Raw genomic sequence first — 12,681 nt, 5'->3', positions numbered from 1 at the left:
GGCGAGCGCGGCCAGCATCGCGGCGCCCGCGACCGGCGCGAGCGCCCAGGTGTGGTGGAGGACGTCCGGCAGGCCCGTTCGCTCGTCGCGCAGTGCCGGCACGAAGGGCAGCGCGATCAGCGCGGCCGCGAACGGCGGCACCGCGAGCGACATCCCCGCGATGATCCCGCCGGCCCCCAGGTGCAGCGTGAACCAGGCCGCCGTCCGCCCCTTCTCGCTCTTCGTCCGGGCGGGCCCGTAGGCGAGCCGGTCGGCCTCCACCCCGCACAGCCACCGCACGACCCCGGACTCCAGGGGGCGGGTCAGCGGGAACAGCGAGGTGACGGCGGCGAGCGGCAACCCGAAGGCGAACGAGGCCAGTTGCAGGGAGAGCGAGCGGAAGACGTCCGCGTCCCCGGCGAGCGGGCCGACGACGACCGAGCCGACGAGGACGTACGGCATGGCGAGCGCGCCACCGAGGATCAGGTGGATCCACCGCAGGCGCGTCCGCCGGCCGAACAGGAACCGGGCGAGTGCGGTCACGGCAGCGTGCGGGACGTGGCCGACCGCCGGGAGAGGAAGTGGGCGCCGACTGAGGCGAGGAGAAGACCGACGGTCATCTGCCCAGCGTAGGCGAGCATCATCAACTGTGCCGGGCGGTCGGCGGGATCATCGGCCGGCAGCAGCGCGGCCAGCAGCACCCAGCTGCCCCAGCAGGCCGCGGCACCGGACCCGACCCACGCGGCGGCGAGCGGCACCGTCACCGGCAGGACGCGGGCGCGGTGGAAGGCGAGCAGCAGCGTGCCGCCGACGGCCGCGAGGAGGAAGGCGACGTGCATGCCCTCCAGCACCCGGAAGTCGCTGGTGCGGTCCTCGGCCCCGAGCCCCGCCGTGCCGCCGCACGCCCAGTACAGCCGGACGGCGAGCGGGAACGACGCGAGGACCGCCGTGGCGAGGGCGAGGGCCTTGTACGGCTTCCGGACGACGCCGACCGGCAGCTCCCACACCCGCCCGCGCCACAGATGCCCCCAGCGGTCCCGTGCGTAGAGCACGAACAGTGCCCCGAGGGCGAGTCCCTGCACGATGAACCCGGTGTACACGATGCCGAACACCCACGCGTCGAGGAAGGGTTCACGCCCCGGCCCGGACTCGGTGGCGGTGTCACCGCCGAGCGCCCGAGTCAGGAGCTGGAGCGGGAACCCGGCCATGATCGGCGCGAGCAGCCCCGCGGCGACCCACACCGGGAACGCCAGCGGCCACGCCGGCACCCGCAGGCCCCACGGCCGGGTCAGCATCAGCGCCAGCACGATCACACAGCTGTCCAGCAGCAGGGTGAGCCCGTTGGCCGCGATCATGGTGGCCCGGTGGTCCAGCAGGACGCTGTCCTCCGGGATCCCGGTCCGACTCCCCGCGATCCAGGCGACCTTGAGCCCGACGTACGGCAGGCAGGCGAGGACGGCGGCCGCCCGCAGCAGCCGGCGGGTCCGGGTGGTGCCGGGTGATGCGGTGGCCGGGGAGGGGGTGGGGGCGAGCGTCTGCGTCATGCCGCCACGCTCCCGCGCGGGGCACCCCTGGCGCCTCCTGCGCGGTGACGATCCGGCTCCGCCGCGCGGCGGAGCCGGTCAGCCCGCGAGGTGGAGTACGACCTCGTCGATCTCCTCGCCCCGGGCGGGGGCGAACCCCCGGGCGTGGGCACTCTCCTTGAAACCGCACTTCTCCAGGACCCGCAGCGACCCGGTGTTGTCCGCCGCCGCCCGCGCGTACAGCGGGCGGTCCGGCACCTCGGCCAGCAGGGCCCGCAGCGCCGCCGTGGCCACGCCCCGGCCCCAGTAGGCCCGGTCCACCCAGTACGTCACCTCGCGCTCGCCCGGCTCCCCGTACACCGCCGCGCTGCCGATGACGTCACCGTCGCCGAGGATCGTCCGCACGACGTCGACCGAGGCCCGGATCTTTCTCCAGTGGGTCTCGAAGGCGTCCCAGTCCGCCGGATCCTCGGGGGTGAAGGCCGCCATGCGCAGGGCCTCCGGATCGTTCATCTGCCGGAAGAAGACGGCCAGATCACTGTCGTGTACCTCGCGCAGAGCGATGTGCATGGATCAGAGCCTACGCGTGGCCAGCGTCAGCCGGTCCCGCGCGTCGAACAGCGCGTCCTTCACCATCTGCTCGTGCGCGGGGGTCAGCCGCGCGACCGGCACCGAGCAGCTGATCGCGTCCCGCGCGGGGGTGCGGTAGGGGACCGCCACGCCGAAGCAGCGCAGCCCCAGCGTGTTCTCCTCGCGGTCCACGGCGAAGCCCTGGTCCCGCACCTGGCGCAGCTCCTCGATGAGCTTCTCCCGGTCGGTGATGGTGTGTTCGGTGAGCGCCGGCAGAGTCTCCGGCAGCATCTTGCGGACCTGCTCGTCGCTGTACGTGCTCAGCAGCGCCTTGCCCAGCGACGTCGAGTGCGCGGGCAGCCGGCGGCCGACCCGGGTGAACGGCCGCAGGTAGTGCTGCGACTGGCGAGTGGCGAGGTAGACGACGTTGGTGCCGTCCAGACGGGCGAGGTGGATGGTCTCCGTGGTGTCGTCGGAGAGCCGGTCCAGCGTCGGCCGCGCCGCCGCGACCACCTCGTCGCCGTCGATGTACGACGTGCCGACCAGCAGCGCCCGTACCCCGATGCCGTACCGCGTGCCCGTCGCGTCCGTCTCCACCCAGCCCAGCTCCACCAGCGTGCGCAGCAGCATGTAGAGACTGGACTTGGGGTAGCCGACGGCCTCCTGGACCGACGCGAGGGTGTGCATACCGGGGCGTCCGGCGAAGTACTCGAGCAGTTCAACCGTCCGCACCGCGGACTTGACCTGCGCTCCGCCCCCCGTCTCGACAGCCGACATCGCCCTTGACCCCTTCGTTCGACGGGAAATAGTCTCCGACAGCATATTCATCAGTAGAGACAGCGTTCAGTATATCGAACGAGTTCCAGGTACAGCACGTGAAGGGACCCGCGGTGGCAGCAGCACCAGTCTGGAGTGTCGACCCCCGTACCGGGAAGCAGCGTGAACAGGTCGCGGTGGAAGCCACGGCCCAGGAGGTGGACGCCGCCGTCCGCGCCGCGCACGCCGCCCGGGACGCGCTCGCCGACCGTACCGTCCGCGCGGCGTTCCTGCGTACCGCCGCCGACGAGCTGAAGGCGGCCGAGAGCACCCTCGTCGAGGCGGCCGACGCGGAGACCGCGCTCGGCCCGGTCCGGCTCACCGGCGAACTCGCCCGCACCTGTTACCAGCTGCGGGCCTTCGCCGACATCGTCGACGAGGGCGAGTTCCTCGGTGTCGTCGTCAACCACCCCGACGACACCGCGACCCCGCCCGTCCCGGACCTGCGCCGGTACAAGGTGCCCCTCGGCGTCGTCGCCGTCTACTCGGCGTCCAACTTCCCCTTCGCCTTCTCCGTCCCCGGCGGTGACACGGCGAGCGCGCTCGCGGCCGGCTGCCCGGTCGTCGTCAAGGCCCACCCCGACCACCCGGCCCTGTCCGAGCTGGTCGCCAAGGTGCTGCGCCGGGCCGCCGCCCGGCACGACATCCCGGACGGCGCCGTCGGCCTGGTGCACGGCTTCGAGGCCGGCGTCGAACTGATCAGGCACCCGCTGGTCGCGGCGGCCGGCTTCACCGGGTCCGTACGCGGTGGCCGTGCGCTGTTCGACGCCGCAGCCGCGCGTCCGGTCCCGATCCCCTTCCACGGCGAACTGGGCTCGCTGAACCCGGTCGTCGTCACGGAGGCGGCGGCCGCCGAGCGGGCGGAGGCGATCGGCGCCGGTCTGGCCGGATCGATGACGCTGGGCGTCGGCCAGTTCTGCGTGAAGCCCGGCCTGGTCCTGGTACCGTCGGGCGCCGCCGGTGACGGCCTGGTCAAGTCCCTCACGGACGCGGTCAGCGACACCGACGCCGGCGTGCTGCTCGACCACCGCATGCGGGACAACTTCGTCGCCGGCGTCGCCGAGCGCGCGGCGCTGCCCGACGTGGACTCCCCGGTGACGCCGGGCCCGGGCGGCGAGCACACCGTCGCCGCCGGGTTCCTGACGGTGCCGGCCGGGCGGCTGGCGGCGGAGGGCGAGCACGACCTGCTCCTGGAGGAGTGCTTCGGGCCGGTCACCGTGGTGGCCCGCTACGAGGACGAGGCCGAGGTGCGGGGCGTGCTGTCCCGGCTCCCGGGCAACCTCACGGCGACCGTGCAGCTCTCCGCCGAGGAGGCGGCGGGCGAGGGACGCGGGGCGGAGATCCTCGCGGAGCTGACGCCGCTCGCGGGGCGGGTGCTGGTCAACGGCTGGCCGACCGGTGTCGCCGTGGCGGCGGCCCAGCAGCACGGGGGGCCGTACCCGGCCACGACCTCGACGTCCACGTCGGTGGGCGGGACCGCGATCGAGCGGTGGCTGCGGCCGGTCGCCTACCAGAACACGCCGGAGGCGTTGCTTCCCGCGGAGCTGCGGGACGGGAATCCGCTGGGGCTGCCTCGTCGGTTCAACGGGGTCCTGGAGCGGTAGGGACATGGATCTCGAACTTCCCGAACTGCCCTTCCCCCTCCGCCCTCACGGCCCCGACGGCGGCTGGTCCTACGAGGACGGCGTCCTCACCGGATCGGCCGGCCCCCGGCAGGACCGGTTCGTGCCGCCGACGGGGGAGGCACTGGACACCGCCTCCGACGCGCCCCGGCTGCTGGGCGCCCCCGACGGGGACTTCCAGCTGATCGCCCGGGTCACGGTCGGGTTCAACGGCGCCTTCGACGCCGGGGTCCTCTACGTCCACGTCGGCGAGCGGGCCTGGGCCAAGCTGTGCCTGGAGTACTCCCCGGACGTGCCCACCGTCTGCACGGTGGTCACCCGGGGGCACTCCGACGACTGCAACTCCTTCACGGTGCAGGGAGGTTCCGTCTGGCTGCGGGTCAGCCGCACCGGGCGGGTCTTCGCCTTCCACGCCTCCCTCGACGGCGAGCGCTGGACCTTCGTCCGGCTGTTCACCCTGGGCGACGAGAAGGAGACCGGCGCGGCGCTGGTCGGCTTCCTGGCGCAGGCGCCGACGGGGGAGGGGTGCGTGGTGACGTACGACCACCTGGAGTTCCGGCCGGCCTGGCCGGCGGACCTGCGCGACGGCGGCTGACGCAACCGGAAGGCCCGGCTCCCGCGTCCGGCGTTGCATGATCGACGAACGTGTGACCGGAAGCCGGGTGATCCGTACCGTCCTGCCCGCCGAGGCGGAGACCGCGGCCGCCCTGCCCGCCCGGGCCCGGGCGACGTACTACCCGGACGGGCTCCCCGACCCGGAGAACCCGCCCCCCGCGGGAGACCGCCACCTGTCCCCGCGCCTTCGCGTACCGGGGGAATGAGGCCCGCTGCTTGAACGTTCACGTACGAGGTGGAGAGGGCCTCCGCACCCGTACGACCTGGAGAAGAGCCGAGACATGCGCGTCGAGATCTGGAGCGACATCGCCTGCCCGTGGTGCTATGTGGGCAAGGCCCGCTTCGAGAAGGCGCTGGCGGCCTTCCCGCACCGTGACGGTGTCGAGGTGGTCCACCGGTCGTTCGAGCTGGACCCCGGGCGGGCCAAGGACGACGTCCAGCCCGTGCTGACGATGCTGACCGCCAAGTACGGCATGAGCGAGGCGCAGGCGCACGCCGGTGAGGACAACCTCGGCGCGCAGGCCGCCGCCGAGGGACTGGACTACCGCACCCGGGGCCGCGACCACGGCAGCACCTTCGACATGCACCGGCTGCTGCACCTCGCCAAGGCCCGGGGCCGGCAGGAAGCGCTGCTGGACGCGCTCTACCGGGCCAACTTCGCCGACGAGCGTTCCGTCTTCAACGACGACGAGCGGCTCGTGGAGCTGGCCGTGGCCGCCGGCCTCGACGCGGACACCGCCCGCGACGTGCTCGCCGATCCCACCGCCTACGCCGACGAGGTGCGCGCCGACGAGGACGAGGCCGCGCAGCTCGGGGCCACGGGCGTGCCGTTCTTCGTGCTCGACCGGGCGTACGGCGTCTCCGGCGCCCAGCCCGCCGAGGTCTTCGCCCGGGCGCTGACCCAGGCGTGGGGCGAGCGCACGCCCCTGAAGCCGATCGACGACGGGGGCGCGGAGGCGTGCGGTCCCGACGGCTGTGCGGTGCCGGGGGCCGAGAACCCCAGGTGAGGACCTGTACATAAGCGTTGCTTGGAGAAACCGCGTAGAAATACGCAATGGACGGGGAGGACGAGGGGCCGCACAGTGGTGCCATGGAGAGCTTCGAGAATCTCGTCCGTGCCGAGTTCGCCCCGAAGACCACGTACCTGAACACCGCCAGCACCGGCCTGCTTCCTGCCCGGACCCTCGTCGCGATGCGTGACGCGGCGGCGTCCGCGGCGGAGGGGCAGCCACTCGACATGTTCGCCGACGTCGAGGCGTGCCGGTCCGCCTTCGCCCGCCTCGTCGGGGTGCCCGCCACCCGGGTCGCGGCCGGCGCCTCGGTCGCCACGTTCAGCGGGCTCGTCGCCGCCTCGCTGCCCGCGGGTGCCGAAGTCCTCACCGCGGAGGGCGACTTCAGCTCCCTGGTGAACCCCCTGCACACGCGCGGTGACCTGAAGGTGCGCAGCGTGCCGCTGGAGCGGATCGCCGAGTCGGTGGGCCCGGACACCGCGCTCGTCGCGGTCAGCTCCGTGCAGTCCGCCGACGGGCGGATCGCCGACCTCGCGGCGCTGCGGGACGCGGCACGGGCGCACGGCGCGCGGACGCTGGTGGACGCCTCCCAGTCCAACGGGTGGCTGCCGCTGGCCGCCGGCGACTTCGACTACGTGGCCGCCGTGGCCTACAAGTGGGTGCTCTGCCCCCGGGGCGTCGCCTTCCTCGTCGTACCGGAGGACTTCGGAGGACTCACACCGCTGTTCGCCGGGTGGGCGTCGGGAGAGCATCCCTGGGCCAGCTGCTACGGACCCGTCGAGGAACTGGCGCACTCCGCACGGCGCTTCGACGAGAGCCCGGCCCTCTTCTCCTACACCGGCGCGCGGCACTCCCTGGCCCTGATCGAGGAACTGGGCGTGGACGCCGTGCACGCCCACGACACCGGCCTCGCCGACCGGTTCCGGCAGGGGGTGCGCTCGCTCGGCCACGAGCCGGTGCCCGCGCCGGGCTCCGCGATCGTGTCCGTGCCCGGACTCGGCCACCGGCAGGGCGAGCTGAGCCGGGCCGGCGTCCAGGTCTCGGACCGGGCGGGCAATCTGCGGGCCGCGTTCCACGTGTACAACACGGCGGCGGACGTCGACCGGCTGCTGGACGTACTGGCGGACTGAGACGGCCGGACCGGGACGGCCGGACCGGGACGTCATCGGGCAGGGGCCTCCCGTCCCACACGAAAAGGCCCCTGCCCGAGTTCAGGTGCGGGTCACTTCACCGGAGTGAAGTCCCGCGCGCCGATGAACTCCGGCCGCCGGATCGGTGCCGCGAACGGCTCGACGGCGGTGTTCTCCACGCTGTTGAACACGATGAACACGTTGCTGCGCGGGAACGGCGTGATGTTGTCGCCCGACCCGTGCATGCAGTTGCAGTCGAACCAGGTCGCCGAGCCGGCCTTGCCGGTGAACAGCTTGATGCCGTACTCCGAGGCCATCTTCGTCAGGGCCTCGTCGGACGGCGTCCCCGCGTCCTGCATCATCAGGGACTTCTTGTAGTTGTCCTTCGGCGTGGCCCCCGCGCACCCGAGGAACGTCTTGTGCGACCCCGGCATGATCATCAGACCGCCGTTGGTGTCGTAGTTCTCGGTGAGCGCGATCGAGACCGAGATCGTCCGCATGTTCGGCAGGCCGTCCTCGGCGTGCCAGGTCTCGAAGTCCGAGTGCCAGTAGAAGCCGCTGGCCCCGAAGCCCGGCTTGACGTTGATCCGCGACTGGTGGACGTAGACGTCCGAGCCGAGGATCTGCCGGGCCCGGCCGACCACCCGCTCGTCGCGAACCAGGTTCGCGAACACCTCGCTGATCTTGTGCACCTCGAAGACCGAGCGGATCTCCTTGGACTGCGGCTCCACGATCGAGCGCTCGTCCGCGCGGATGGCCGGGTCGGTGGTGAGCCGCTCCAGCTCGCGCCGGTAGACGTCGACCTCGTCCGGCCCGATGAGCTGGTCGATGGCGAGGAAGCCGTCGCGGTCCAGGGCCTGCAGGTCACCCGCCGAGACGGGACCGGGCGTGTCCGGGGAGCCCCAGACGACCGGGTCCTGCCGAGGGGTGGCCACCTCGGTGGCGCCGCGGGTGGGATAGAGGTCGGTGACGTTCGTGGTCGTGGTGGTCACGGTGACTCACACCTCCTCGGTGAGCAGCGGGTAGACGCCGTTCTCGTCGTGATCCTCCCGTCCGGTCACGGGCGGGTTGAAGACGCAGAGGCAGTGGAAGTCCTCCTTGACCTTGAGCGTGTGCCGCTCGTGGCCGTTGAGGAGGTACATCGTGCCCGGCGTGATGGTGTACGTCTTCCCCGTCTCGCGGTCGGTCAACTCGGCTTCGCCCTTGGTGCAGACGACGGCCTCGATGTGGTTCGCGTACCACATGGACGTCTCCGTACCCGCGTACAGAATCGTCTCGTGCAGGGAGAAGCCGACCTTCTCCTTCGCAAGGACGATGCGCTTGCTCTCCCAGGTGCCGGACGCCGATTTCACGTGCCGGTCGGTGCCTTCGATCTCCTTGAACGAACGGACGATCACGGTGTTGCGATGCCTCCTAGGTGAAGGGTGTGCAATGGTCCCCGGCGCCTTCGGCCGCGCGGGCCGAAGGCGCCGGAAGCAGTGGTGGTGGTGTCAGGCGGTCTCGCGCACCGCACGCGCGAGGGTCTTCATGCCCTCGTCCAGCTCGTCGGGCGTGATGGTGAGCGCCGGGAGCAGCTTGACGACCTCGCTCTCGGGGCCGGACGTCTCGATGAGCAGCCCCAGCTCGAAGGCGCGCTTCGCGATCCGGCCCGCACGGTCCTTGTCGTGGAACTCCAGGCCCCAGACCAGGCCGCGGCCGCGGTACTCCTTGACGTCGGCGAGGTTCTCCTCGGTGATGGCGATCATGTGCTGCTCGACCTGCTCGCCGCGGGCGCGTGTCTGCTTCTCCATCGCCGACCCGTCGGCCCAGTACGCCTCCAGCGTGGCGGTCGCCGTGACGAAGGCGGGGTTGTTGCCGCGGAAGGTGCCGTTGTGCTCGCCCGGCTCCCAGACGTCCAGCTCCGGCTTGAACAGGGTCAGCGCCATGGGCATGCCGTAACCGCTGATCGACTTGGAGACGGTGACGATGTCCGGCGTGATGCCCGCCTCCTCGAAGGAGAAGAAGGCGCCGGTACGGCCGCAGCCCATCTGGATGTCGTCGACGATGAGCAGCATGTCCTGGCGCTGGCACAGCTCGGACAGCGCGCGCAGCCACTCGGGCCGGGCGACGTTGATGCCGCCCTCGCCCTGCACGGTCTCGACGATCACGGCGGCCGGCTTGTTGAGGCCGGAGCCCTGGTCCTCCAGCAGCCGCTCGAACCACAGGAAGTCCTCGACGGTGCCGTCGAAGTAGTTGTCGAACGGCATCGGGGTGCCGTGCACCAGCGGGATGCCGGCGCCGGCCCGCTTGAAGGCGTTGCCGGTCACGGCGAGCGAGCCCAGCGACATGCCGTGGAAGGCGTTGGTGAACGACACGATCGACTCGCGCCCCTTCACCTTCCGCGCCAGCTTCAGCGCGGACTCCACGGCGTTGGTGCCGGTCGGGCCCGGGAACATGACCTTGTACGGCAGGTCACGCGGACGCAGCACCAGGTTCTGGAAGGTCTCCAGGAAGCGGCGCTTGGCGGTGGTCGACATGTCGAGGCCGTGCGTGACGCCGTCGCGCTCCAGGTAGTCGATCAGAGCGCGTTTCAGGACGGCGTTGTTGTGCCCGTAGTTGAGCGAGCCCGCTCCGGCGAAGAAGTCGAGGTACTCGTGGCCGTCCTCGTCGTACATGCGGCTGCCGAGCGCGCGGTCGAAGACGGTGGGCCAGCCGCGGCAGTAGCTGCGCACCTCGGACTCGACGGTCTCGAAGACACTGAGGTCGGGCTGGGTGATGGTCACGACGAATCGCTCCTCGTTGGGTGAGGGTGGGAGAGGAAGGTCGTACGGTCCGGGGGACCGGTGCGGTCCCGGCCGGGAAGTCTGGGGGCCGGACGGCCAGGGGTGCCGGGCCGTGCGGGAGGCCGGTCGGTCAGCCGGCGGTCGCGGACAGCGGGCCGATGCGGTACAGGACCTCGGGCTCGTGGGGCCCGTCGGGGAAGAGGTCCGTGTCGAACAGCACCTCGCGCTCCAGTCGGGCGCCGTGCCGCTCGGCGAACGAGGTGAACAGTCGCTGAGAAGCGGTGTTGTCGGGCGAGATCGTGGTCTCGAGGGTGGTCAGTCCCAACTCCGCGACGGTCCGGGCGGCCAGTCCGTCGAGAAGGGCGGCTGCCAGCCTTCGACCACGGTACGCCTCGTCGACCGCCACCTGCCACACGAGCAGGGTGTCCGGCCGGTCCGGGCGTACGTATCCGGTGACGAAGCCGACCGGCACACCGTGCCCGTCCCGGGCCACGGCCGACGTGGCGGCGAAGTCCCGGCACCAGAGCAGATAGCTGTAGGACGAGTTCAGGTCGAGGACCTTCGAATCCCTCGCTATCCGCCACAGGGCGGCCCCGTCGGCCACTCTCGGACGGTCGATTTGCAGGTCTGCTTGCGCGGCAGTCATGCAAATTGAATTTACCCAGCGAAATTCAAAATTGCATCGCCGCATGGGGTTACGTATGGACGCGTTCTGTGTTATCACGCGTGCGCGTGCTTCCGCGCGAGGCAGCGGCGTTATGTCAGGGTTTGGCCGGGTCATATGCCGCGAAACGGTCAGCATGTGTATCGGGTCACAATCGCGTAACCCGTGCGAGACGTGCCCGAAATGCGAGGATCGAGGTTCGTGAAATCGTTGTGTTTAGGTCACGGGAAAGCGGGCAGAAGAATACGGGAAGCTGTGCTGAGCGTAATTACTTAATTCTGTTTGTGTGAGCTTCGGGAATTCCGCTGAATTCACGCTTCCGAAAGGTCGGGTCCGGCCGGCCGGTCCCAGGCGTCCTCGACGGCCCGCCGAGCCGCCTCCAGGTCGGTCTTCAGTCCCTTCTCGGCCAGCGCGGCACCCAGTGCCGCCAGGCAGCCCTGCACGGCCCCGCGCGTCGCGTCCGGCCCGTAGTGGTTGACCCGGACCATCTCCGCGGCCAGCGCGCCCCCGCCCGCGGCCAGCGGCAGCGCCGGGTCGGACTCCAGGGCCCGGGCCACCAGCTCGGACGCGTCGACGTCCGACGGCGCCCGCAGCGTCGTCGCGACCGGCGCCGCGTCCTCGGCCTCGTACACGTACGGCTCCAGACCGCCGCCCAGGGCGAGCGCGCCCGCCCGCGTGGCCGCCGCCGCCGACGCGTGCCGCGCCATCACCGTCCCGAGGCCCTCCGCCTCGATGCGCTCCACGCACGCCTCCAGCGCGAGCATCTCCAGCTGCGCCGGCGCGTGCAGCAGCGCCTTGCGCCCACCGTCGATCCAGCGCTCCTTCCAGTCCAGCAGCGAGAGGTACGACCGGCGCGGCGCTCCCGGGTTCGCGGCCATCCGCGCCCACGCCCGCTCGCTCACCGACACCGCCGACACGCCGGCCGGGCCGCCCATCGCCTTCTGCGCGCCGATGACGCACAGGTCGACGCCCCACGCGTCCGGCAGCACCGGCTCGGCGCCCACGGAGGCCACCGCGTCCAGGTAGAACAGCGCGCCGTGCGCCCGCACCACCTCGCCGATCTCCGCGACCGGATTGGTGTTCCCGGTCGCCGCCTCGGCGTGCACCAGGGACACGAAGTCGATCTCCGGGTGCTCGGTGAAGGCCTGGCGGATCCGCTCGGCGGAGACGGCCGTGTGGAACGGCACGGAGAGGTCGTGCACGGTCGCGCCGCAGTCCCGCAGCCAGTTGCCGAAGGTCTGCCCGTACGGCCCGGTGACGACGTTCAGCGCCACTGTGCCCGGTCCCGCGGCGGCGCGGATGGCGCCCTCCAGCGGCAGCAGCGCCTCGCCCTGCATGATCACGACGTCCTGGCCGGTGCCGAGCAGGCGCGCGACCCGGTCCTCGATCGCGGCGAAACGGCCGGCGCTCAGCGGGGCGAGGTCCAGGAAGGGGTGGGTCACTGTGCTGCTCTCTTCGCTCACGGGCAGGTGTACGGCACGTACGGAGTCGAGAGTAACCACGGCCCCTGCCGCCACTCGCGCCGGAGGGCTTCCGTTGCGACACCCCCACGCCCGGAATTGTGGCTTCCGCCACAGCGGCGATGATCGTCTGCCTGGTGGACTCGGGCCTGTGCCCGTTCTCCTGCTGCTCGTCCTCGTCGCGGTCGTGACCGCCGTCGTCCTCGCCCGCCGCCCCGGAACGTACGTCGGACCCGCCCCCGAGGCGTTCGCGGTCGCTCCCGCTCCCGCGCCCGTCCGCCCCGGCCGGGGCTTCCGCGTACTGGCCGGGTGCGCCGGTGCGGCGGCCGCCCTGCTGTACGTCTGGGGCGCGCTGTGCGTGGGGTTCGCGGTCACGGAGGCGGAGGACGGCGGCACGGGCTCGGCGCCGCTGCGGCCCTGCCGTACCGGCGTGTCCCCGGAGCTGTCCGGGCGGGTGATCGACTACGACGCCTCCCTCCTGCCCCTCGGCTTCCGCTGCGAGACCGCGGACGGCGACGGCTACGACTCCG

The 12,681-nt window shown here is 71.8% G+C and carries 13 protein-coding genes and 2 pseudogenes; 6 read left to right on the top strand and 9 right to left on the bottom strand.

The genetic code is table 11. The features are described 5' to 3' along the window. The 4 genes and pseudogenes from EBH09_RS08035 to EBH09_RS08020 form a co-directional block, all read right to left on the bottom strand. Positions 1 to 522, bottom strand: a pseudogene (locus tag EBH09_RS08035) (histidine kinase); the annotation flags it as partial. Then, entirely contained in the window at positions 519 to 1,523 is a 1,005-nt protein-coding gene (locus EBH09_RS08030) for a hypothetical protein (RefSeq protein WP_121746353.1), read from the bottom strand. The pseudogene EBH09_RS08035 and the gene EBH09_RS08030, both read right to left, overlap by 4 nt. Before the next feature lie 78 nt (positions 1,524 to 1,601). Continuing rightward, positions 1,602 to 2,072, bottom strand: coding sequence for a GNAT family N-acetyltransferase (locus EBH09_RS08025; RefSeq protein ID WP_121746352.1), 471 nt, complete (start codon positions 2,070 to 2,072; stop codon positions 1,602 to 1,604). Positions 2,073 to 2,075: 3 nt separating this feature from the next. Further along, complete coding sequence (locus tag EBH09_RS08020) at positions 2,076 to 2,849, bottom strand: IclR family transcriptional regulator (protein ID WP_121746351.1); 774 nt, start codon at positions 2,847 to 2,849, stop codon at positions 2,076 to 2,078. 113 nt (positions 2,850 to 2,962) lie between these two features. Between EBH09_RS08020 and EBH09_RS08015 the strand changes: the two genes are divergently transcribed. The 5 genes and pseudogenes from EBH09_RS08015 to EBH09_RS07995 all read left to right on the top strand — a co-directional run bounded on the left by EBH09_RS08015 (position 2,963) and on the right by EBH09_RS07995 (position 7,265). Then, a complete protein-coding gene (locus EBH09_RS08015; protein ID WP_121747294.1) occupies positions 2,963 to 4,492 on the top strand; it encodes an aldehyde dehydrogenase (NADP(+)) in 1,530 nt (509 codons plus the stop codon). A gap of 4 nt (positions 4,493 to 4,496) precedes the next feature. After that, complete coding sequence (locus tag EBH09_RS08010; protein ID WP_121746350.1) at positions 4,497 to 5,105, top strand: DUF1349 domain-containing protein; 609 nt, start codon at positions 4,497 to 4,499, stop codon at positions 5,103 to 5,105. A gap of 37 nt (positions 5,106 to 5,142) precedes the next feature. Then, a pseudogene (locus EBH09_RS08005) lies at positions 5,143 to 5,265 on the top strand (GNAT family N-acetyltransferase); the annotation flags it as partial. A 141-nt stretch (positions 5,266 to 5,406) separates the two neighbouring features. Then, on the top strand, positions 5,407 to 6,132 hold the full coding sequence (locus EBH09_RS08000; protein ID WP_121746348.1) for a DsbA family oxidoreductase: 726 nt from the start codon (positions 5,407 to 5,409) through the stop codon (positions 6,130 to 6,132). Positions 6,133 to 6,179: 47 nt separating this feature from the next. Then, positions 6,180 to 7,265, top strand: coding sequence for an aminotransferase class V-fold PLP-dependent enzyme (locus EBH09_RS07995; RefSeq protein WP_121746347.1), 1,086 nt, complete (start codon positions 6,180 to 6,182; stop codon positions 7,263 to 7,265). 92 nt (positions 7,266 to 7,357) lie between these two features. Here the strand turns inward: EBH09_RS07995 and thpD are convergent, their stop codons facing one another. The 5 genes from thpD to EBH09_RS07970 form a co-directional block, all read right to left on the bottom strand. Continuing rightward, positions 7,358 to 8,257, bottom strand: coding sequence for an ectoine hydroxylase (gene thpD, locus EBH09_RS07990; protein ID WP_193776191.1), 900 nt, complete (start codon positions 8,255 to 8,257; stop codon positions 7,358 to 7,360). Between the two features lie 6 nt (positions 8,258 to 8,263). After that, on the bottom strand, positions 8,264 to 8,662 hold the full coding sequence (locus EBH09_RS07985) for an ectoine synthase (RefSeq protein ID WP_121746346.1): 399 nt from the start codon (positions 8,660 to 8,662) through the stop codon (positions 8,264 to 8,266). A 93-nt stretch (positions 8,663 to 8,755) separates the two neighbouring features. Next, positions 8,756 to 10,027, bottom strand: coding sequence for a diaminobutyrate--2-oxoglutarate transaminase (gene ectB / locus EBH09_RS07980; RefSeq protein ID WP_121746345.1), 1,272 nt, complete (start codon positions 10,025 to 10,027; stop codon positions 8,756 to 8,758). Positions 10,028 to 10,157: 130 nt separating this feature from the next. Further along, entirely contained in the window at positions 10,158 to 10,673 is a 516-nt protein-coding gene (gene ectA / locus EBH09_RS07975; RefSeq protein WP_121746344.1) for a diaminobutyrate acetyltransferase, read from the bottom strand. Between the two features lie 329 nt (positions 10,674 to 11,002). After that, positions 11,003 to 12,133, bottom strand: coding sequence for an aminotransferase class V-fold PLP-dependent enzyme (locus tag EBH09_RS07970; protein ID WP_121746343.1), 1,131 nt, complete (start codon positions 12,131 to 12,133; stop codon positions 11,003 to 11,005). Between the two features lie 169 nt (positions 12,134 to 12,302). Between EBH09_RS07970 and EBH09_RS37740 the strand changes: the two genes are divergently transcribed. Next, the coding region (locus tag EBH09_RS37740) for a hypothetical protein (protein ID WP_193776190.1) at positions 12,303 to 12,681 on the top strand (379 nt) is incomplete at its 3' end.

It is taken from the genome of Streptomyces sp. E2N166 (assembly GCF_003671715.1).
Lineage (GTDB): Bacteria > Actinomycetota > Actinomycetes > Streptomycetales > Streptomycetaceae > Streptomyces > Streptomyces thinghirensis.
Note: the sequence above shows the minus strand (reverse complement) of the source record. Positions and strands in the feature narration are given on the sequence as shown.

Coding starts and splice junctions, on each gene's coding strand:
- EBH09_RS08030 (WP_121746353.1), bottom strand. CDS start 1,523: ATGACGCAGACGCTCGCCCCCACCCCCTCCCCGGCCACCGCATCACCC.
- EBH09_RS08025 (WP_121746352.1), bottom strand. CDS start 2,072: ATGCACATCGCTCTGCGCGAGGTACACGACAGTGATCTGGCCGTCTTC.
- EBH09_RS08020 (WP_121746351.1), bottom strand. CDS start 2,849: ATGTCGGCTGTCGAGACGGGGGGCGGAGCGCAGGTCAAGTCCGCGGTG.
- EBH09_RS08010 (WP_121746350.1), top strand. CDS start 4,497: ATGGATCTCGAACTTCCCGAACTGCCCTTCCCCCTCCGCCCTCACGGC.
- EBH09_RS08000 (WP_121746348.1), top strand. CDS start 5,407: ATGCGCGTCGAGATCTGGAGCGACATCGCCTGCCCGTGGTGCTATGTG.
- EBH09_RS07995 (WP_121746347.1), top strand. CDS start 6,180: ATGGACGGGGAGGACGAGGGGCCGCACAGTGGTGCCATGGAGAGCTTC.
- ectA (WP_121746344.1), bottom strand. CDS start 10,673: ATGACTGCCGCGCAAGCAGACCTGCAAATCGACCGTCCGAGAGTGGCC.